Source organism: Lysobacterales bacterium (assembly GCA_016721845.1).
In the GTDB taxonomy this organism is placed as follows: Bacteria; Pseudomonadota; Gammaproteobacteria; order Xanthomonadales; family Ahniellaceae; genus JADKHK01.
In genome coordinates this window covers 161,373-181,389 of sequence record JADKHK010000005.1, presented here as the reverse complement: position 1 = coordinate 181,389, position 20,017 = coordinate 161,373, and the positions used below count along the sequence as shown (strand labels likewise).

Below are 20,017 nucleotides of genomic sequence, written 5' to 3'. Positions count from 1 at the left end.
GCGCAGGACGAGGACAGGGCGAGATGATACCGGGTCATCCCGGAGTCACCGACACGTAGCGCGCCAGCAGCAGTCGCGTCTGCGTCTCGGGGTCGTGATGGCGTGCCAGATAGGCCCGTCCGCCGGCGATCAAGCGCTCACGCAGGCCGGGGTCAGTCTGCAGTCGCTGGATGGCGGCGACGAATGCCGCCGGCGTGTCGGCGATCAGCAATTCGCGTCCCGATACGACGGCGAGACCCGCTGCAGCGGTCGGGCTCGCGACGACCGCCAGACCGCGCGCCCAGGCCTCGAGGATGCGCATGCGAATGCCCGACCCGACCTGCAGCGGAATGACGGCGATCGCCCCTTCGGGAAAGGCGTCGATCGCGTCGGCCGGTGCGCGATGCCAGACCACGCCCGGTCCATCGACCGGCGCGCCGCCGTAGATGTGGAGGCAGCCAGAAACGCCTGCAGCCCGCAGTGCGGGCAGAACGCGCTGCAGAAACCACTGTTGCGCGGCGCGGTTCGGCCACCACCCGGCACTGCCGGACAGCACGAGGGCCGGTTCGCCCGCGACCGCAGGCGCGGCCGGCAGCCGCAACGGAAACGCCGGGGCGATGGTCGACACTGCATCGGCAGCCGGCCCGGCGATCGCCTTCAGCGCCAAGGCATCGGGCGCCGTCAAGGCCAGCACCGCCGCCGCGGCCTGCATCGCCCTGCGCTCGCCGCGTTGCAGCCGCCAGGATTCGAACCAAAGCGGCCAAGCCCGCCAGCGCGCGCGCGCGACCTGTCGCCACAACGACGACTCAACATTCTGCATGCGCAGCAACACCGGCACGCCCGCCGCCCGAGCGGGTGCCGCGTGCGCCCAGGCCTGCAACTGCTCGACATGCACCACGTCCGGCCGCCAATTCGTCAGCGCCGCCTGTACAGCGTGCAGCAGCACGCCATGACGATGTCGCACCAGGCTCAGCGCGCGCCCTTGCAGCAGCGACAGGATGATCGCGACGAGCCAGCTGCGTGGTCGCACATCGAACAGTCGCGGCAAGCAGACCTCGCGCAGGGCCGCGTCCACCTGCGCCTGTCGATGCGGCGGCGACGAATCGGCGGGCGCGATCAACATCAACTCGTGCCCGGCCGCGCGCAGGCCCTGCAACATCGTCCACAGCACCAGCCGACCGCCATCGTCGGGCGGCCATGGCGACTTGGTCGCGACGACGAGGATTTTCACGCGTGGGCCGGATCACGATGACGGGGGCCGACGAGTCTAATCGACGGCATCGCCGGCGACGGTCAGAATCCGGTTCCCGATGCGCATCCTGTTCGTCACCAACCGATTCCCCGGCCAAGCGATGCGCGGCGACCAGCTGCGTGCGTTCGAGCAGATCCGTCACCTGTCGCAACGGCACGCGATCACCCTGCTCAGCTTCGAGGCGGCCCATCCGCGGCATTCGGCCGGCACCGATCTGGCGGCGTGGTGCGAACGCGTCGTGACCCTGCCGCGGCGACGGCTGTTGCTGGGGCCGCGCCTCGCCGGCGCCATGTTTGACCCGCGCCCGATCCAGGCCGCGATCTACGACACCGCGGCGCAACGGCGCTGTGTCGACGCCCTGCTGGCCGACACGCCGTTTGATCTCGTACACGTGCAACTGGCCCGACTCGGCGGCCTGGTGCAACACGTTCGCGGCGTGCCCTGCGTGCTCGACCTGATCGACGCCTTGTCGCTGAACATGGCGCGGCGGGGTGCGCTCGATCGCGGCTTGAGCGGCTTCGTCGCGCGGCGCGAGGCCGCGCGCCTCGTCGACTACGAGCGGGTGTTGTGCGCACAGGCGGCCGGCGTGGCGGTCTGCTCGCCGGTCGACCGCGCCGCAATCGGCGACTATCCCAACCTGGTCCGCATCGACAACGGCGTCGATCTCGACCGCTTCCGCTTTGTCGCGACCGCGGACCCGCGACCGGAGATCGTCTTCGTCGGCAATCTCGGCTACTTCCCGAACGTCGACGCGATCAGTTGGTTCGCCGCCAACGTGCTGCCGCTGCTGAGCGCCCACGTGCCGGCGCTGCGCCTCGTGCTGGTCGGCGCTCGACCTGCCGCATCGTTGCAACGACTTGCGCGGCGCTCGCCGTGCATCGACCTGGTCGGTCCGGTCGCCGACGTGCACCCCTACCTGAGCCGCGCTGCGATCGCGGTCGTGCCGTTGCGCGCTGGGTCCGGACAGCAGCTCAAGGTGCTGGAAGCGATGGCGACGGGCACGCCGGTGGTCGCCACGTCGATCGCCGCGGCCGGCCTCGACGCAGTGCCGGGCGAACATCTGCGCGTCGCCGACGATGCTGCGAGCATGGCTGCCGCGATCCTCGATGTGATGCACGACCGCGCTGCTGCGCTGCGCATGGCGGGCGCGGCACGACGCCTGGTCGAACAACGGCATTCCTGGCGCGATTCGGCCTTGGCGCTGGAACGGCTTTGGCTGCAGGCCGTCGGCCGCGCCTGATCAATCCAGCGGCGGCGGCACGTCGAGGGTGCCCCGATGCAGCGCTGCTTCCAGCAGCCGCACGCGCGCAAGCAAATCGTCGCGCATCGCCGCTGGCAAGGTGGCGAGCGCGAGCTCGCTGGCCCAGGCGCTGCGCAGGTAGGCGCGGTCGGCCCCAGCCATGTCGCCTTGCATGGCTCGGGCACGTCCGAGATTCACGGTGAACTCGGGGCGTTCGCCTTCGTCGATCGCAGCATCGAGGAGGGTGACGGCGACGTCCGTGCGACCGAGCAGCATGGCCGCAATCGCTCCCGGCAATGGCGGGCGCGGATCGCCCGGCAGCGCGCGCGCAGCAGCAGCAGCGAGGGTCGCGGCATCGGCGGCGGCGGCCACGGCAGGGGCACCCTGCAGATCGCCACGCAGGACCGGATCGATCCGTGCCGTCGCCTGCGCGAGTTGGCGCTCGGCCTGTTCGCGCCGGATTTCCGGTGCGACCAGAGCGAGGACGACGAGCATCGCGATCACTCGCGGCAGCCGATTCATGGCGCGCTCCGCAACGCCGCCACGCGCCGCCACGCGCGGCCCGCGGCGAGCAACAGGATCAGCGCGGTCAACGGAATCTGCAGCGGAAACCAGGCCAGCGCAGCCACCGCACCCGCGACCAGGATCGCGAGCAGACCTAGCGCCTCGACATCGCGACGACCCTCACGCGCGGCCGCTTCGACACACGCGAGCAAGCCGTGCAGCAAGGTGCCGATGGCCAGCAGGGCCGCGATCAGCGCCGGCACGCCACACTCCGCCGCGAGTTGCAGATAGTCCTGATGCGCGTTGGCATAAGCGGTGGCGGTCGGCGGCGGCCGCAATCGGACCTGGAGGGTCCGTTCGGCGACGAACCGGTAGCGCTGCGATTGCAGTGCGTAACTGCCGGGACCATGACCGGTCCACGGCCGCGCCTCGATCATCTGCCACGCCGCTGCCCAGGCCCCGATCCGGTAGGTCGTGGCCTGTTCCAACGCCGCGACCCGCTGCGGGTCGGTCAGCGCCGTGCGCACCGGTTCGCGCAGCAGCGGCACGGCAAGCACCGCCAGCACCATCACCGCCGGCAGCAATCGGCGCAGGCCACTCAGCCAATACCGCGCAAGCACCAACACGAGTGTCGCGACCATCCACGCGATCAGGCTGGTGCGCTGCTGGTTGACGAGGATCGTCGCGAGGCAGAGCACGACCAGGAGCGCCGCCGTCCATCGTTCGCGTGCATGGCCGGCACCGATCCACGCCGCGGTCGCTGCGGCGCCCAGCAGCGCGCACGCAAGCGCCACATAGGCTTCATTGCCCAACAAGGCACCGGTCGGAAAGCGGCCGCCACTCTCGGCGAGCGTGAACTGCGGCCCCCACCCTGCGGCCTGCGCCAGCGACAGCAAGGCATTCAACACAACGACCAGTGCCGCCGCGACGCCGATCCGGCGTCGATCCGCTTCCGCCAACAGCGTCGAGGCGCCGAGCCACAACCCGCTCGACAGCAACAGCATCCAGCGACCCTGGTCGATGCCGATCCGCGTCTGCGGCGACAGCCCGATCGACACGCCGACCCCGATCCCGAGCGCGGCGGTCAGGATCAACAGCAGCCGCGCCGGACCGGACAGGTCCTGCCATCGCGGCCGTGGCGACCACCACAGCGCGATCCACAGGGCCGAGCCCAGCGCGAGCGCGACCAGCAAACGCTTCGGCGCATCGAAGGCTGCCGCATCCCAGGGCGCCACTGCGCAGCCCGCAGCCAGCAGCGCGAACATCAGCACTGCTGCCAACGTCCGTCCCGCGCCGACCGCCATTGCCATCTCCCTTGAGGTCCTTTCCGATGGCCGACTACTCAAAGGTGTCCCTGAAGATCGTCACCATCGGCAGCTCACCGGTCAGCGCGCGGTTGTAGAGCGTCAGTCTCGCGATCGCACCGGAGCTCTGCTCGAACCCGGCACTTTGCGTATCGTCGGCCAGCAAACGAAAGGTATTCGCGTTATCCAGAACGGCAACGGCGAAGCTGGTGTCATTGAGTCTGAACATCTCCGCGCCATCGACATAAGCGCGTGCGGTGCCATTGCTCTCCCGAACCAGCGCGATCTGGTAGTAGAGCGTGGTGATGGGCGCCGTCTGCGAACCGGCGTAGGGATACAGCCGCAAGGTACTGCCCTGCACGTACAGACCGGGGTCCTGGACACCGCCGCTGAAGTCGATCAACTTGCGGAACCCGATGAAGTTGTCCAATCGCACGGTCAACACGATCGTGTACTCGTCGTTGCGGGTGAGCAGCCCGGTCGCGTTCAGCAGCAACCCGGCACCCGCCGGAAACAGCAGCACCTGATCGGATTGGCCCTGCACGGTTTCGGTCGCAAAGCTCTGGCCGGCGGCCAGCGCGCTCAGCGCCGGTGCGCCGATGACCGAGCTGTTCAAGTTGCCATCGAAACGATAATCGGCCACCGGGCCGGACTGTGCACTCACCTGCGCAGACCATCCGGCCAACAAGATCATCATCAGCAATTGCTTCATGGTCAGTCCCTGCAACCTGGGTGTGCGAGTCTACGGTCCATTCTAGGCACTAATATCATCGGCTGGCCCAATGCCGAAGCCGGGCGGGGCCTTGCTGCAAGACCGGGATGGCCGGGACAACGGCAGCGTCACCGAAGCGGTTCAAGAACTACGTCAACCCACTCCTCGACATGACATCAGAACATTCATTGCGTCTGGCGCAACGCATGCTGACCCGGTCTCCCGCGAGCTGCAGCTGGGAGGACATGCTCAATCATGAAGATGACCTGATCTGGCACACGCAGGTCCGGCAGCCGCATGAGGGGGAGCTCCGCTGCTGCGTCGACTCCATCGGCCTGACACTGGCCTTCCTGGCCCTGCCGCCGGCCGAATGGCAGCAGCTCGAGCGCGAGTTCGGCAAGGCGGCGGTGGCGTTTCGCTTCATGGTGCTGCCCGCCGACCTCGAGGCCTTCCTCGAGTCATCGACCGCGGCTCGCGCGGTCCGGCGGTACGCCGATGGACCCGTGCTGCCCCCGGCGGCACCGGCCGATCCGTTCGAGCCGGTGTGGCGGTCCATCGAGACCGCGGTGACCGAAGCGGCCGCGTCGGTGGATGACAAGGTCCGGGTGCGTCCGCTGTTGAACAAAGACAAGTCGCTTCGATTGCTGGTGATCACCCGCACCCTCGCCACGCGCGACCGCCTGCATCAGTTGCCGGCGTTCCGCACCGCATTGGAGCGCCTGCGCGAGCGGCTGCTGGCGGACAAGATCAAGTTGCGCAGCGTGTCGATCGAGGCCCAGGAAGTCATCGACCGGATCGACCACTTGATCACGGCGGAAGAAATCCTCGACAAAGGGGAGGCGCCAAGCTTGCGCTTCGATCCGGGACCGTGGGACTTGTTTCGTCCGCTGTGGCCTTTCTGAACCTAAAAATAAAGGTTGTATCACCATGGGCCAATTTTACGACCCTTCGTTGCTTGTAAAGGTGCAGCGGTTCGACCCCCACTTCCGACGGCCTAAAATTAAAAGTTGTAAAGTCTCTCTCGGCGACGAGACTGTACCGACCACGGCCATAGGTGCTTATCAAGATCGGCTCTTCACTTCTGCGGGGCGTGGGCGACCGACACCAGAGGTCAATCCCCAGACAGCACAGCAGTGTCATCGTCTCCCCGTACAGTCGCCTTTCTAGCTTCGACCATCGCACTTAATTCAGCTTGCCGTTCGCTAAGCCATGGCGGCACTTCCAAATTGGCTTCGGACATTCCTTGGCTGATGAGCTGCTGCCTTGTACTCAAAATATTTCCCAACATTCTGAACGGCACTGGCGTCGCGACGGCAGCTAACCACGCGGCCTTGAACAATTCCGGTAGGCGATCAATCCATTCGCGAAGGCTGGGCTGCCAACTGGCCATGGTCTGGCGAGTCGTTAGGACCCCCAAATAGTCGATCGCGTTCACTTGCAGCGCGTGACGCTTCGTCGAGCTCCCAGGGTCGCCGAATGCCGCCACGAATTTGTCGCTGAAATGGTCGTATAGAATTGATCGCTTGCTCTGCAACAGCCAAGTCGCGCATGGATCCCCTCCACCGAGAACACTCGAAACGAATCCTTCGTGTCGAAGCTTTGGCAGCAACATCGGGATTAGCCGCTCATACAAGGCGCTCCGCACCTCAGATCGATACTCATGCTGGGCGCGCGAAAAAAAGCCCAGACTCTCCACATCAACCAAGTCCAGCATCTCGAGCAGGGCATCGGGTTGAGATGTGGTGTCGATAAGTGCCTGAGCGAGTTTGCGCTCGGCGACACGCAATGGTCGGTCGATGGCATCGTCGACCCAGTCCACGCGAGCCTCAACCGACTTGACCGCCGCGGCGGCACTCTCAGTCGAGCGCACGGCGTCTCTTAGCACCTCAATCCCCGTGGTATCTGCGATATGTAGCAATCCGCTCAAAGCCGTTGTGGCGCAGCGGCGATTACGTTGTTGAGATTCGGTCGTCTGACCGTCTGCCATCGCTGAGATCGATTCAGCATAGAGGCGATGCAGACCGCTGACGAGCGCTTCTGCCGCGAGCTGCTCGGTCACTAGCCCCGCGGCGGCCATGCCCGCAACGCACTCCCTCAGAAGCTGATCACTCCACTGCCCCTCGCATCGTGAAACGAGCGACCTCAGCTCGCGCCCAGTGATCATCGGGTCGCGTTCAACTAGATCGGCTGTTGCCTCGATAGTGACCTCGGTAACGTATCGCCAGTGCTTCACGAGCCCGGCAGCGCTTTGTCCGAGACGCTTGCGCTCGGAAACATCAGCGACTTCATCATCAACCAGCGCCGTCAGGGTCTCTGAAAGCTTTTCGAGTCCCGCTGCATTGTTGAGTTGATCGGTGTCGACGCCGAATATCTGGGAGTAGGTTATTGCGATGTCCTCAACGTCAGGCCTACTCGAAAACGCACTGACAACTCGACGCGCGAGAACAGGTGCTTCAACGCGCAGGGCAACGAACAAGGCCAAGCCTGTCCAATCAATCGCATCGTCGTCGTGGCGCTTTGCTGCCTCAGTCACAACCCCAATTTGCCGCGCAACTGTTTTTAGCCGCCTCGGATTGCGCGGCATCGCATGAACAACCTGGTCAAGAACCGCTTGTGAGACGCATGCACAGCTGGCGGCGAAGACCTTCCGTGCGAATTGCAGCTTCATGGCTGGCGTGGGCTCGGGCACCAACACGACAACGTCGAGTACCTTGTCCAGGAACCCACCCGCTCGCGTGCCGAACACCTTTGAGTATTCCGTTAAGGCATCCGAAACCACCCCGTGATCAAGCGCCAGAATGAATACAAAACCCTTCCAGTCGAGTAGTTCGCGCAATGCGAGCAGGGCTTTTGGCAATACAACGGGATCGGTGCGATCAACGTCATCTATCATCACGATGACCCGTTTCCCTTGCAGCCCGTCCGTCAACCTCTTGAGATCTTTCTCACCGATCTTTGTCCAGCCATTCTGATCTGACAGCTGGCGCAGATCGGGCACATTGAGTGCAAGCCAGTCTGAGAGCATTGAAACGCCGCAGTAAGTAGCAATCCATTTGACAGGAACGGCTACAACTCCACCCAATAGGCGAAGGAGTGGGAGTCTGCGACCGACATAATGCTTGGCTAGAACCCAACGAGGGACGGGGACTTTCGACCGTTTTAATTCGGGAATGAGAGCATCGGCAAAGCGGCCAAACAGTTCAACGTCGTTGGAGACAGCCCACGTCGAGAACCGGACAACGATTGCAGCGTCGCTCAACTGATTTGCTGCAAGGTTGAGGACTGTCGTCTTTCCACTGCCCCAAGGACCGACGAGACCGATACGACCCGACGACTCGCTCGGAATTGCGCGTATTGCGCGCAACAGAGTCCGAGCAGTTGCGCGACCGTCGAGCAGATCATCGGTCTCGTACCGCACCGGATCATCACTATTGATCGACCCGACCAATTCGACTTCTGTCGTCATCCTCAATGGGCCTCAGTTCGGGTAGGCGAAAAGCACAAGGTGAACAAGCGCGTCTAAGCTTGGGCATCCCACTTCGGGAAATGCGCCTTCAGTCGGTCGATGGTGTGCCGCCACTTCGGGGTGGTCGGCTGGCAGACGCTGTTCTGATTGCCGAAAAGGCCAACTTCGTTGACCGCCTTCTTCTTCGGCACGGTGTCGAGCCATTCCACACGCACGAAATACTCGGCGGTCTCTGGATCATGGGCATGCTTCTTGTAGAGGTCCGCGTGTTGAAGTACGTCCAGACACGGGCGTTCGCCTTCCGGAGTTTTCACCTTGAAGTCGTTGACGCTTTGAACGGGCTCCGTGACTCTGCCAACGCCGACGTAGCCCGTCTTGGGAATCTTCACCCACACGCGATCACCTGGCGAGAGAAGCTTCAGCGTCTGGCTATACCAGGCACCGCCGCCAGCACTGATGAAACCGTAGTTCTGAGCGTCCTCCCAAGAGCGCGAGTTCGTATCTCCAAAGGACACATAGAACTCGCCATTCCACGGCTCCTTCTCTCCTTTGACTTTCGCAGTTGCAGCGACATTGGCCTGCGTTTCACCGGGGTCGATGAGCCACGCTCGACTCAGCAGCTGTTCGCTGCCGTGCTGGAAGACTTGAAAGAACAGAACGTTGATGGCGATGTCGCGGGCATTCAGATAGCTGATGATGCGCTCTGTCTGAGCGTCGAGTTCTGCCGCGACGACAACGATCTGATGGGATTCGTTGAGCGTCTCTTCATCAAGATCCGCCCCAAAGCGCAGCTTGAAGGCCGCATCCAAACTGCCGCCGTTGGAAAAGCGCTGGTAAATCTGGGCGATCTTTTCGGCGGTCAATTGCTCCACCCAGAACGCGTAATCCAGCGCCTGCGCCACGACTTCGCGAGGAGTCCGGTTGCGCTTGAGTTCAATGAGAACCAACGATGCGTCGGGCGCGATCGCCAAGAGGTCGATCTTTCCGCCAAGCCCTGTCAGTTCCTGCTTGCCGATCAGCATCCACTCGCTCGAGAGAATCTGCGGCGAGGCCACGATCATGTCCTCCAGCAGTTGCTCGGTGCTGAGGGTTGCGTCGCTCAAGGGCGCAGGCCGTGCACCGACTTTCCAGATGGCGTGTTTGATGGACATGTTTCATCTCGCGGCATTGAGAATGTCGAACAGTGTTTTCAAGCGGCAGGGGCGAAAGCTTCCTTCAGGACCGCTTGGAGGAGTTGGGCGGCGTGGGTGCGGGCGTGCTCGATTTCCGCTTCCAGCGCACTGCAGGTGGTCATCAGCGCCTCCACCCTCGCTACGATCGCAGCTTGCTCGGCGATGGGCGGCAGAGGAGTGGGGAGTGGATAAACTCGCTTGCCTGAGATGACTGGCTGGCTTCCGTCAAACGACAAATGATTTAGGTCGAGAAAACGAAGAAGCAGGACAAGAAACTCCTTCGTCAGACAGGCTTCCGAAAATGAGGTGATGAAGGCGTTGTCCGTCACCCATGCTCTTGCGGGTGTCATGTGGACCGCGCCGCAGTTGGCACCGACGCGACCAACCACCACTGTCTCCACCTCGACGTTTGCCTTGTTATGAAAGCCGTTCACGCCGTTGCCACCAAAGACGGGAACATCTCCGCCCGCCATTTGAGCAGACGTCAATCCGTCGCCCGACGAAAAATTTAGGATGTTGCCGAGCCTGCACCACTCCCATCCATGAGGAATCTCGAAGGGGATTTCGGCGAGGGTGATTTTGGGCAGGGGTTTTTCGGGGCGAATTTTCTTGGCGGCGACGAGGCGGGCTTTTTCGGCTTGGATTCGCTGGAGGATCTGGCTGGCGGGTTCCACGTCCGGGTGAGCGGCACGCCAGTTGGCGGTTAGCTTGCCCGCGATCGCCTCTTGCAAGATGGCCTGCTTGAGCTTGGCCAGCAGGGCTTCTTGGCGGGTGATCTCGTGCTGCACCGTGCCGATGGCTGTACGGCCCCTATGAATGCGCTCAATGAGTAGGGTTTGTTCCTCGCGGGGAGGCAGGGCGACTTCGTATTGGAGGAAGAAGTCCTCATCGACGCGCTTGCGGTTGGTGTTTCCACGACTGGCCTTGATGCAGGCTTCGAGGAAGACGGGCGACTGGAGAAAGACGTTGAAGAACTCGATCTCCACCTTTTCTTCGTTGATGTCGAAAGCGAGGAAGTCGTTCGTGACAATCGCACCTTCCAGTTCGTCCGGGATGATGCCGAATGCGCCGTTGCGGGCATCAATGCGGCTGAGGATGAACTGGCCTGCCGAGACGACGAACTGGTTCTTGGTGAGAATGGTGGAGCCGTCCTGCGTGCCGCGCAGACAGACACCCTTGTAGTTTGTGCGGATCGTCACCTGTTTGTAATTCGTGCCGTCTTCGACCACGACGGCGATCTTGCTCCGCGTGAGGATATCGCCGATGCGTTTCATCCTTGGACGAATTCCTTTTCCACCGCGACCAGGGCTTTGGCTACGCGGTCAAGAGAATTTCGCAGAGCTGTGAGGCACTCGGGAACGCTGAGTTCGTGCTCGGTGACGGCAGAGTTCGGATTCTTCACATCGAGATCGAACCCGCGCTTCAAGTCGCCGACTTTCACCTTCCACGCGACTTCATTTTCTTCGCGTTTGGTCCACCACTCGATCAAGGGCGCGAATTCGCTGAACTGAATGCCTTTGGTCTTGGAGTAGCTCTTCTGGCCCTCGGGCAGGCGGTGCTCGTAGAACCAGATTTCCTTGGTCGGCGTGCCTTTTTCGAAGAAGAGCAAATTCGTCGAGACTGTCGCTGGGTGGAACGTCGACTGCGGCAGGCGGACGATGGTGTGCAGGTTGCAGTCGGTGAGGAGCTTTTCGCGAATGCGCTCCTTGTAGCCGTCGCCGGTGATGCAACCGTCCGGCAGGACAATGGCGCAGCGGCCACCTGGCTTCAGAAGCTGGATGAAGAGAACGATGAAGAGGTCGGCCGATTCCCTGCATCGAAAGGTAGCGGGAAAGTTCGTCTCAACGCCGTCGGCGATGCTGGCGCCGAAGGGCGGATTGGCGAGGATGACCTCTACCTGCTGCTTGGGGCCGATGGTGTTGTATTCGGTCTTGAGGCTGTCGATGTAATGCCAGTCCGGCACGTCGATTCCGTGGAGGATGAGATTGGTGAGGCCAAGGACGTAGGAGACGGGTTTCAGTTCCCAGCCAGTGATCGATTTTTGCAGGATCGCTTCGTCGTCGAGGGTGCGGACTTCCTTTTCCCGGATGTAATCAATGGCGGCACTGAGGAAGCCGCCGGTACCAGCGGCGGGGTCGAGCACATGGTCGCCGAGGCGCGGATTCGTCATCTGCGTCATCAGCTGGGTGATGGCGCGAGGCGTGTAGTACTCACCCTTGTTTCCGGCATCTCGCAGCTCAAGCAGGATCGACTCATAGACGGTGCCGAAGATGTGGCGGTCGTCGGAGTTGTTGAAGTCGAAGCCATTGAGCTGGTTGATGACCTTCCGCATCTCGTAGCCGGACTTCATGTAGTTGTTCGAACCGTCAAAGACCTCGCGCACGAGCATGGCGCGCTGGGCGGCATGCGGCGCTTTGAGCTGGCGGAGACGGGCGAAGAGGCCGTCGGTGGGATGGTCGATGAAGAGGATGAGCTCTTCGCCGGTGATGCCCTCGGGATCGGCGGCCCAGTTCCGCCACTGGAACTTCTCCGGGATGACGGACTGGTAGCGGTCGCGGATGAGTTCGAGTTCCTGGTCCTTGTCGTCGAGTATCTTCAGGAAAAGCATCCAGCCGAGCTGTTCCAGTCGCTGTGCATCGCCGGAAACGCCGCGGTCTTGCCGCATGATGTTTCGGACGTTCTTGATGATGGATGAGATATTGGGCATCGAGGTCAGGCTGCTTTGTAAAGTTCGTCGGTCAAGGCCTGGATGGCTGCGTCATAGGCAGGCTTTCCACCGAAGGCGCGAATGATCTCCACAGGCGAGCCGAGTCTGCTGAGCGGATCGAGGCGGATGATCTCGGGATTCTCCAAGTCGAGCACGCCTTGGTCCGAATACTTGTCCAGCAGTGCAGCAATGACCTTGCGGGCGAGGTCGCCATACTTGGTGAAGTAGTCGCGTTTCTTCACCTGCTCGGCGCGCTCTCTCCGCGTAAGGGGCTTTTGCTCAAAGGCGACGTGGCAAATCAGATCAAAGGGATCGAAAGCCGAACCGATTTCCTCATTCAGAGCGGCGAAGATGACGCCGTGCTGTTCGAGTTCCTCGACAATCGCGCGCTTCTTGTCGGACTTCTTCCATGAGGTGAGGAAGGCATCCAGCGAGCTGTAGGCGGTACGGACGTTCTTGCGGGTGTAGTCGCGCAAGCTCTCGGTGATGATCTTGCCGTCATCGCCCATGTATTGGATCCGCTCTTTGACGACGGTCACTTCGACACCGTTGACGGTGACCTTACTGCGGCGTTCCGGCGGAAGAGGCTCGCCGTCGATGGTGACATCCGGCTTCTCAGGCTCGGGGAAGGCGATTTCATCGCCGGTCAGATCGTCGGTTACCGGGAGATCGTCGGTCTCGTTGTCGGTGTCAGAAATATCGTCGTCCTCTCTGGCTTCCTTGACCCGGACGGGGTCGCCATCGAAGTCCTTGTCCGCAAAGAGCGCAGTGACGTTGCGGAAGTCCATGATGGTGAAGTAGTGCTTGCCAAAGTCCTCATTGATGCGGGTGCCGCGCCCGATGATCTGCTTGAACTCGGTCATCGAGCCGATGTTCGAATCGAGCACAATGAGCTTGCAGGTCTGCGCATCAACGCCAGTGGTCATGAGCTTGGACGTGGTGGCGATGACGGGATAGAGCTCAGAGGGACTGATGAAGGCGTCGAGGTGGTCTTTCCCCTCCTTGTTGTCTCCGGTGATCTGCATCACGTATTTGCTATTGGCGGAAACAAGGTCGGCATTGGCGTTCGCCAGTTCCCGGCGCATCCCCTCGGCATGCTCGATGTCAACGCAGAAGACGATCGTCTTTGAAAAGCGACCGCTGCCTTTGAGGAACTCGGTGATTTTCCGCGCCACAATCTGGCGGCGTTCCTCGACGATGATGTGCTTGTCGAAGTCCGTGCGACCGTAGATGCGGTCCTCGACCAGTTGGCCGTCCTTGTCCTTGAAGCTCGCCGGCGGGCGCCAGCCTTCGGCGTCAATGTCGAGCGTGATCTTGATGACCTTGTAGGGCGCAAGAAAGCCGTCGTCGATCCCCTGCTTGAGCGAGTAGGTGTAGAGCGGGTCGCCGAAATATTCGGTGCTGGAGATCTCCTTGGTTTCCTTCGGCGTTGCGGTCATGCCGATGTGCGTCGCGCCTTTGAAGTACTCAAGAATCTCGCGCCACTTGCTGTCCTCGCGAGCACTGCCGCGATGACACTCGTCCACGACGATGAGGTCGAAGAACTCCGGGCTGAACTGCCTGTAAGCGTCAATGTCGTTGTTGTCGGAAAGGCCCTGATAGAGCGCAAGGTAGATGTTGTAGGCGGTGTCGATCTGCTTGTGCTTGATGACCGTCATCGCCTCCTTGAAGTGGCGGAAATCGCCGCGGACGGTCTGATCGATAAGCGCGGTGCGATCGGCGAGAAACAGGATTCGCTTCTTCAGCCCACTCTTCCAAAGGCGGTAGATGATCTGGAAAGCGGTATAGGTCTTGCCTGTACCGGTTGCCATGACGAGCAGGTGGCGGTTGTTACCTTCCTTTCGTGCGACGGCCTCGACGGTACGGTTGATGGCGATCTGCTGGTAGTAGCGCGGCGAGCGACTTGAACCATCAGAGAAATAGTCCTGAGCGATGATTGGGTCGAGGTCTTCTGACAAACCCTTGTATGCCTTGTATTTTCGCCAGAGATCCTCTGGTGATGGGAAGGCATCGAGAGGAAGCTCCTTCTCGATGGCACCTGAACTCGCGGTCTTGTCGTGGAACAGAAAGCCGTCGCCATTGCTGCTGAAGACGAATGGGACATCAAGCGGCTTCGCGTAGCTGAGTGCCTGCTGGATACCCGCACCGACCGTGTGATTGTTGTCCTTGGCTTCGAGGACAGCGATAGGAATATTCGGCTTGAAATAGAGAATGTAGTCGGCGCGTTTTTGCGCGCCGCGCGCGTGCATCTTGCCACGGACGTAGATGCGTCCGTCGGTGAAGCCGACCTCCTCCCGAACCTGCGTGTCCACATCCCACCCTGCGGCCACCACGTGGGGCGTGATGAACTTGGTGCAGATGTCGCGTTCGCTTAGGGACTTCTTGTTCATGCTGCGTGCAAATCAGAATGGAGGCCGCGACGGAATGCGTTGGCACATCCGGGCATGAGGTCAGCCTCGATGGCGGGCAGTTGTTGGTTCTTGGTTTCGAAGTGCCGCTGGCCGAAGAAGTCCTTGGAACAGCTGACAATACCGACGACCTGAATGGAGCCGAGGATGTCCATGAATTTGCCAAGGCGGCGTTCGCCGAGGTCGGCGCACTGGCAGATATTGTTAACCGCGCCCGAGAATTGGGGGTTATCGCGTTCGAGCGCGAAGATCGGCGGTACGAGGAAGACGGGCGGTGTGGAAATCGCAAGACGCAGCATGGTTGCGGGCGCCGCAAACTGGGAGATGGCAGTGTACTGCCGGAATTGTTAGCCTGGCCGCTCAATCAGTGGCCTTGGTCAACTTAGAATTCGCCTGTGCAGACGAGCTAAGTCTGCCGTAGCCTTGAGCACTCGTTCGCAGGACCGGATAATGATTCCGTCTTCAGAGGCTGCCGCGAGACGCCGACGCATCCTCCTGAACTTGGGGTGGCCCACGTCCGCGCGCGTGGGTCAGCAGATTGGGTTCGAAGTCGAACCTGGAGAGGCCGCCGCCGCATTACGCGCCGCGGGACGTCTGCTGGGTGTGTGGTCGAAGTCGCAACGCACCTACTTGCACCCGGACTTTCAATTTGATGGTGAGGGCCGCCTGCGGCCTCAGGTTGCAATACTTCTGGCCACACTTCCGTCGGAAGGCGATGCGGGCGGCTGGAGACGCGCCTTTTGGCTGTACAGCGTTCGCGAGGCGCTGGACGGGCGCTGCCCAGCCGACGTCTTTCCCGATGATCCCTCCCGCGTTCTGGCGCTGGCATCACGCGAATTCGGCGAGGGCAACTTCGTGACGCCGTGAGCGATCAGCATTTCATGGCACCGAATTTCTACTTGGTGTCGGAAACCGATTTCAACGATTCATGCGACGCAGCCTCACACGATCGGTGATCATTAATGATTGGTTTGCTGCTGCACCCGTTCCGGGGTAAGCAAGTGAGGCAGTCAAAACGGTCCGAGAGTTAAGCGACCGTGGGCTGCAAGTACCTCTTCGATCGCAGCGCGCGTGAGAGGCAGCCGATACAAATCACTCACCATTCCCTTGAGTCTCGGAACCAACTGGTACAGTTTCGCGCGGGTCAGGACTCGGTTGTCGAACAGATCTTGGTGGCTGCTCACGGCGAGTCGAACAGCCTCGGCCAAAGCGGTGTCGCGCTCAACCCAGTTCACCCGAGCATTGTTGGTCAATGGCGCGTGAGGTAGGCCGGAAGCGACGTCCCGCATCCAATGACGGTCGTTCCGATAGAGCCATGCGAATTCGGCCGGCGCGAGTGCGCGGAGATCGGACGAGGACAACGCACTGTTCTCGGCAATCATGTGCATCCATTTTCGCCGCACATCCTCGCGAACCTTCCCGGCGCAAGCCTCCTTCCACCTCGATTGCAGCCCGCCCTCGGTCTTGACTAGGTACCGCAATGCGCTGGGTGAGATCCCAGAGCAGGCAATCACGTCCTCTCTCGAATTCCCTGCCTCCAAAGCGGCCATGGCACGTGCCCGAACTTCGGCCGTCACGATTTTTGGTCGACGACTGACCTCCATACCCGCCGCCGCGCCCCACGAAATTGCAGTCGCAACGTCTACGCCAACTGTTCGAGCCGCCGCTCGGTAGGACTTGCCGCCGATGACAAGTCGCAAGATCTCCGCCCGCTGGAGCTGCTTTTGGGACTCAACAAGATTCGTGGCCGGCGCATGTCCAGCGTCATCGTTCGCGCACCCCAAGTCGTGATGATCGTCGGATTGGTAAGCCGTAACGAAGCCCCCCCAAGACCCAAAGAAGGCAAGGATCAGGACTGAATATCGGATGGGATGGGCAATCGAACGCGGCGTCTGCACTAGGCGATTGAACTGCGAAGCAGCAGACGCCGTTGTTTGGGGTAGCGCGGTTAGTACGTCTATCGATCGAAGGCTTCGTGTCAGCTTCAATAGTTCCGCGCAAAATCCGTCATGCCTTATCCTGCCGCCGATAGTTGCCAACCCGATCGTCTGCAGCCGGCGGAGCACGACCGATGCTAAGCGGATGGGGTCGATCAGAAGTTCCCGGTCCGCGGAATGAATCTGCACGGAGCATGTCGCCAAGTTGGCAATCGACTGACGTGTGAAATCGTCGACTTCAAACTGACGTCTTTCGATATCGGATCGTTGGAAAAGGTCCGCATGCGGCAGCGACCACTCAAAACGACCCTCGCCGCTCGTTTTGACGAGCGACCCGAGAAGCATCTCCCCATGAGCCGGACAGATCAGTACTCCCGGCAACTGATGACTCACATGCCAATAGGGCGTGCCGTATTGATCGGCATCGCTGCGCATGCACCTTGCACACGCCCTTAATGGATGGTGTGCGCCCATGCGCGTCGCAAGCAGACCAAGCGCTGCCTTCAGCGCACCTGCACCACCCTGACGCACTCGGGACATCGTAGTCGCCACTCGATTTGCGTCACCGAACCTCAGGTAGTACGGCAGAATCGTGTGCGAGTAGACGATCGACTCAACCGTTCCAAGCAATCCACGAGTGCGCATCACCAATTCTTCGAGCCGGCACGGGAAGTCGTGAGCACTTCCCAAATGCGGATGCCCAAAAAGTTGCCGACAGGTCGACGCGTGCCGAAGATTTCCGGCGACCACGTGATGTCGGCTGCACCAACTGTAGAGCAGTTCATCGGGCAATAAAGAACCCAGCATGGGGGCTCCGCCCAGACCCCAAGGGCTCGCCGTTCCCGAAGATTGTGCGCTCATTTCGGATCACGACGGGAACGCGCACCGCGACGAAACAGCTGGCTCAAGTGGGACCGGCTGATCCCGAGATCGTCGGCGATCTCCGCCTTCGATTTCCCGTTTACGAGCAGATTCACGGCGAGCTGCAGCCTTGATGCGTTTTCCTTCCTCAAACCGCCCGGCGGCGCACCTGGGGCGATTACCCGCTGAACGCTCAGCCACGCGTCGAACACGCGTATCTTCGCCGGCCAAATCGAGGGAAACCACTCGAGCGGATCGATGCAGGATCGTAGCGCTTCAAGCTGTGCCGCAAATTCGATCCGCTCAAATTCGGTGGGCAGGACCGTTTGCGCACTTGGCGAAGCGCGCAGCGACTCGCGAATTCCATCCACGACATGGGGTGGCGCCATGATCAGATCGGGCCAGAGTACCGCTGCCGTCGTCCATTCCTCGTAGTAACCCACTGACATCGAGAACGGCCGCGAATGGGGCCAGTCGAGTTGTTCCGCGGCTCTGCGCGCGGATCGTGACGCTGCTGCACTGCTCTGCTGTTGAGATTGATGGCCCCCTGGCAAAAGCTTGGACTGCGAGTGTGCACCGCAGCGCCGGAGTCCAGGGACCGCCAATCTGAAGCAGATGCTGCACTCCCGGCGATGCAGGATGCCAACGTTGCCAAGAGCAACCAACGCCAATCCGAGTGCAAATTCGGGCGACTCAACGCCATGTCGGTGCCCTGAAATCTTCGCCAATCGAAATCCCTCCCGGAGTAACAGGTGTGGATTCGCAAATGCATTTCGGTCGATCGGAGAGTCGAGCCGAGAGGTCGATCCCGCTTCGTCAAGACGCTGAAGCCAGCTGACTCTGGTCAGCGGAAAATTCATCGCCTCCGTGCAAAGTTTCGGTGGGGTTGTGTGCCGCCCACCCTCGTAGCCTTGAGGGCCCTCTTGCTCGAATTTCGGGGCCCACAGTTGCAGTGGCGCAGGGAGAACTGACGCGTAGCGTTGTCGATCAAAAACTGGCCATCGATAGTACGCGCCTGTCCCATAAGCAGCAGCCAGATCAATGGCGTCATAGCCTGCCAGCGCGGGCCATTGGGAGTCGACCGTGGAGTGCTCCGGAAGCCAACCCAGCAATCGATTCGGCATGATCCTATGGCGAAGAGTTGACATTTTCTGTCTGCAGTTTTCGATGGTTGAAAGAAGATCGCCGATCTACGTTTTGCATCAAGTTGAATGCAAGGTGATGCAGTGGATCCACTTCTTGATGCAAATGAGGTCGCGCGTGTCTTGGCAGTATCACGTCGCACCTTTGAGGCCCTCTTGGCAAGGGGGGAAGGTCCAAACTTCCTGACAGTCGGGCGACAGCGTCGCTGGTCACGCAACGACGTTGAATCGTGGATGTTGGAGAGCCGACTCAGGCAGAGCCGCACGCGCTCCAAGCCGCTGGCGGAAGACAGGCAAGAAGCTCGGCCAACGACTCCGAAACGATTGGATTCACGCGCGAAGTCCGACCGTGGGAGGCGTCCGTGAGAAGGGGTCCCTCACTAGATCGGCTAAGGCTGATGCAAGAACGTCAGCATTCTCCGGCGTGGGGTTCGAGCTACGTTCCCGCGATTCACGCAACCCCGAAAGAGGCACCATCGGTAAGCCACGCGTCCATTCTGCATCCGGCGAAGCTCGGTGGGCGCGAAATGCACCTGCTTTCGAAGCCTGAGAGGAACCTCGCGCTTCTCGCTCTTCACTGCAGTTCTGTTTGGGACATCCACGAGCAGAGAATTCTGGCCATGGATGACAGCCCGCATCCCCTGCATGGCCACGCCAAGGCTGCAGGAATGCACCTCGATCACCTTGTCGGAACCATCACGATTGCAGATCGCATTGGCAGTTTAAGCCGGCATGGAAAGGTCAAGTACTTGGACGACGAGACTGAGAAGTGGTGTTGGGCAGCATACCCATATGTCGGGGATCTACTGCTCTTCGTCGACGATGCGCAGGGCCCCTTCTGCTTGAACTGGAACGTCAAGGACAAAGCGAACGCATTCCGAAAAAGACTTCCGCGGAATGGAAAGCCTGTCGGCCGGCAGGACGAACCTCAAGCGATACAGAGACACGAACTTGAGGCACAGCACTATCAGAGCGGGGGCATCAGAACGTTTCAGGTCGCCGGAGAGTGGCTGGACTTCCAGGTTCGCTGCAACCTGCGAGAACTTTTTCTTTGGCACTCCCGTGACGCGGGAGTGCCGAGAAAAGTCGAACTGGCCGCATTGGCGATCTATCGCGACGCTATTGGGGGATTGCAAACCACATCGGCCTTGGTGTCAAAGGTTATGCAGACGCAGAGCGTTTCGCGCGAACAAGCGATGATCCTTTTCAAGCAAGGCGTGTGGAATCGCACCATCCCATGGGATCTGTTCACACCGTTGTTGATGGACCAACCTCTCCGCGCGCAGACGCGAGACGTGTTTGACGTTTACGGCGACTGGTTCAGGCGATAGCC

The 20,017-nt window shown here is 61.2% G+C and carries 17 protein-coding genes; 5 read left to right on the top strand and 12 right to left on the bottom strand.

Annotation, left to right across the window (positions count from 1 at the left end):
• Positions 1 to 34 precede the first annotated feature (34 nt).
• Positions 35 to 1,210, bottom strand: coding sequence for a glycosyltransferase (locus IPP28_03210; protein MBL0040061.1), 1,176 nt, complete (start codon positions 1,208 to 1,210; stop codon positions 35 to 37).
• A gap of 79 nt (positions 1,211 to 1,289) precedes the next feature.
• Between IPP28_03210 and IPP28_03205 the strand changes: the two genes are divergently transcribed.
• On the top strand, positions 1,290 to 2,471 hold the full coding sequence (locus IPP28_03205; protein ID MBL0040060.1) for a glycosyltransferase: 1,182 nt from the start codon (positions 1,290 to 1,292) through the stop codon (positions 2,469 to 2,471).
• Here the strand turns inward: IPP28_03205 and IPP28_03200 are convergent, their stop codons facing one another.
• From IPP28_03200 to IPP28_03190, 3 genes are read right to left on the bottom strand one after another with little or no spacing between them, the layout of a single operon-like run.
• Positions 2,472 to 2,993: a hypothetical protein gene (locus IPP28_03200; GenBank protein ID MBL0040059.1), complete on the bottom strand. Its 522-nt coding sequence runs from the start codon at positions 2,991 to 2,993 to the stop codon at positions 2,472 to 2,474. It lies immediately after the preceding gene.
• Complete coding sequence (locus tag IPP28_03195; GenBank protein ID MBL0040058.1) at positions 2,990 to 4,279, bottom strand: O-antigen ligase family protein; 1,290 nt, start codon at positions 4,277 to 4,279, stop codon at positions 2,990 to 2,992. Before IPP28_03195 ends, IPP28_03200 begins: the two co-directional genes overlap by 4 nt.
• Before the next feature lie 34 nt (positions 4,280 to 4,313).
• On the bottom strand, positions 4,314 to 4,991 hold the full coding sequence (locus IPP28_03190) for a hypothetical protein (GenBank protein ID MBL0040057.1): 678 nt from the start codon (positions 4,989 to 4,991) through the stop codon (positions 4,314 to 4,316).
• Positions 4,992 to 5,236: 245 nt separating this feature from the next.
• On the opposite strand from IPP28_03190, the gene IPP28_03185 reads away from it, so the two are divergent.
• Positions 5,237 to 5,893, top strand: a complete 657-nt coding sequence (locus IPP28_03185; protein MBL0040056.1) for a hypothetical protein — start codon at positions 5,237 to 5,239, stop codon at positions 5,891 to 5,893.
• 209 nt (positions 5,894 to 6,102) lie between these two features.
• On the opposite strand, the gene IPP28_03180 is transcribed toward IPP28_03185, so the two are convergent.
• Genes IPP28_03180 through IPP28_03155 form a run of 6 tightly spaced genes read right to left on the bottom strand, consistent with a single transcriptional unit; the run spans position 6,103 to position 15,043 of the window.
• Entirely contained in the window at positions 6,103 to 8,457 is a 2,355-nt protein-coding gene (locus tag IPP28_03180) for a hypothetical protein (protein ID MBL0040055.1), read from the bottom strand.
• Between the two features lie 53 nt (positions 8,458 to 8,510).
• Positions 8,511 to 9,608: a nuclease gene (locus IPP28_03175; GenBank protein ID MBL0040054.1), complete on the bottom strand. Its 1,098-nt coding sequence runs from the start codon at positions 9,606 to 9,608 to the stop codon at positions 8,511 to 8,513.
• A gap of 38 nt (positions 9,609 to 9,646) precedes the next feature.
• Positions 9,647 to 10,903, bottom strand: coding sequence for a restriction endonuclease subunit S (locus tag IPP28_03170; GenBank protein ID MBL0040053.1), 1,257 nt, complete (start codon positions 10,901 to 10,903; stop codon positions 9,647 to 9,649).
• Positions 10,900 to 12,336 (bottom strand): SAM-dependent DNA methyltransferase, encoded by a 1,437-nt coding sequence (locus IPP28_03165; protein ID MBL0040052.1) that lies wholly within the window; start codon positions 12,334 to 12,336, stop codon positions 10,900 to 10,902. The genes IPP28_03170 and IPP28_03165 overlap by 4 nt, the downstream gene beginning before the upstream one ends.
• 5 nt (positions 12,337 to 12,341) lie before the next feature.
• Complete coding sequence (locus IPP28_03160; protein MBL0040051.1) at positions 12,342 to 14,726, bottom strand: DEAD/DEAH box helicase family protein; 2,385 nt, start codon at positions 14,724 to 14,726, stop codon at positions 12,342 to 12,344.
• Positions 14,723 to 15,043 (bottom strand): hypothetical protein, encoded by a 321-nt coding sequence (locus IPP28_03155; protein MBL0040050.1) that lies wholly within the window; start codon positions 15,041 to 15,043, stop codon positions 14,723 to 14,725. Before IPP28_03155 ends, IPP28_03160 begins: the two co-directional genes overlap by 4 nt.
• A gap of 226 nt (positions 15,044 to 15,269) precedes the next feature.
• Between IPP28_03155 and IPP28_03150 the strand changes: the two genes are divergently transcribed.
• Positions 15,270 to 15,611, top strand: a complete 342-nt coding sequence (locus IPP28_03150) for a hypothetical protein (GenBank protein MBL0040049.1) — start codon at positions 15,270 to 15,272, stop codon at positions 15,609 to 15,611.
• Between the two features lie 143 nt (positions 15,612 to 15,754).
• Here the strand turns inward: IPP28_03150 and IPP28_03145 are convergent, their stop codons facing one another.
• Complete coding sequence (locus IPP28_03145; protein MBL0040048.1) at positions 15,755 to 17,488, bottom strand: TniQ family protein; 1,734 nt, start codon at positions 17,486 to 17,488, stop codon at positions 15,755 to 15,757.
• 50 nt (positions 17,489 to 17,538) lie between these two features.
• Positions 17,539 to 17,985 carry a response regulator transcription factor gene (locus IPP28_03140; protein ID MBL0040047.1) on the bottom strand — a complete coding sequence of 149 codons (447 nt, stop codon included), beginning with the start codon at positions 17,983 to 17,985 and terminating at the stop codon, positions 17,539 to 17,541.
• 783 nt (positions 17,986 to 18,768) lie between these two features.
• Between IPP28_03140 and IPP28_03135 the strand changes: the two genes are divergently transcribed.
• Both IPP28_03135 and IPP28_03130 read left to right on the top strand, forming a co-directional pair.
• A complete protein-coding gene (locus IPP28_03135) occupies positions 18,769 to 19,050 on the top strand; it encodes a helix-turn-helix domain-containing protein (GenBank protein MBL0040046.1) in 282 nt (93 codons plus the stop codon).
• Between the two features lie 32 nt (positions 19,051 to 19,082).
• Complete coding sequence (locus tag IPP28_03130) at positions 19,083 to 20,015, top strand: hypothetical protein (GenBank protein ID MBL0040045.1); 933 nt, start codon at positions 19,083 to 19,085, stop codon at positions 20,013 to 20,015.
• The last annotated feature ends 2 nt before the right edge of the window (positions 20,016 to 20,017 follow it).

What these genes read in the sequence shown, in the direction of transcription:
- IPP28_03180 (MBL0040055.1), bottom strand. Translation starts at nt 8,457, where the DNA reads ATGACGACAGAAGTCGAATTGGTCGGGTCGATCAATAGTGATGATCCG.
- IPP28_03130 (MBL0040045.1), top strand. Translation starts at nt 19,083, where the DNA reads ATGCAAGAACGTCAGCATTCTCCGGCGTGGGGTTCGAGCTACGTTCCC.
- IPP28_03170 (MBL0040053.1), bottom strand. Translation starts at nt 10,903, where the DNA reads ATGAAACGCATCGGCGATATCCTCACGCGGAGCAAGATCGCCGTCGTG.
- IPP28_03175 (MBL0040054.1), bottom strand. Translation starts at nt 9,608, where the DNA reads ATGTCCATCAAACACGCCATCTGGAAAGTCGGTGCACGGCCTGCGCCC.
- IPP28_03185 (MBL0040056.1), top strand. Translation starts at nt 5,237, where the DNA reads ATGCTCAATCATGAAGATGACCTGATCTGGCACACGCAGGTCCGGCAG.
- IPP28_03165 (MBL0040052.1), bottom strand. Translation starts at nt 12,336, where the DNA reads ATGCCCAATATCTCATCCATCATCAAGAACGTCCGAAACATCATGCGG.
- IPP28_03205 (MBL0040060.1), top strand. Translation starts at nt 1,290, where the DNA reads ATGCGCATCCTGTTCGTCACCAACCGATTCCCCGGCCAAGCGATGCGC.
- IPP28_03145 (MBL0040048.1), bottom strand. Translation starts at nt 17,488, where the DNA reads ATGCTGGGTTCTTTATTGCCCGATGAACTGCTCTACAGTTGGTGCAGC.
- IPP28_03200 (MBL0040059.1), bottom strand. Translation starts at nt 2,993, where the DNA reads ATGAATCGGCTGCCGCGAGTGATCGCGATGCTCGTCGTCCTCGCTCTG.
- IPP28_03160 (MBL0040051.1), bottom strand. Translation starts at nt 14,726, where the DNA reads ATGAACAAGAAGTCCCTAAGCGAACGCGACATCTGCACCAAGTTCATC.
- IPP28_03190 (MBL0040057.1), bottom strand. Translation starts at nt 4,991, where the DNA reads ATGAAGCAATTGCTGATGATGATCTTGTTGGCCGGATGGTCTGCGCAG.
- IPP28_03195 (MBL0040058.1), bottom strand. Translation starts at nt 4,279, where the DNA reads ATGGCGGTCGGCGCGGGACGGACGTTGGCAGCAGTGCTGATGTTCGCG.
- IPP28_03155 (MBL0040050.1), bottom strand. Translation starts at nt 15,043, where the DNA reads ATGCTGCGTCTTGCGATTTCCACACCGCCCGTCTTCCTCGTACCGCCG.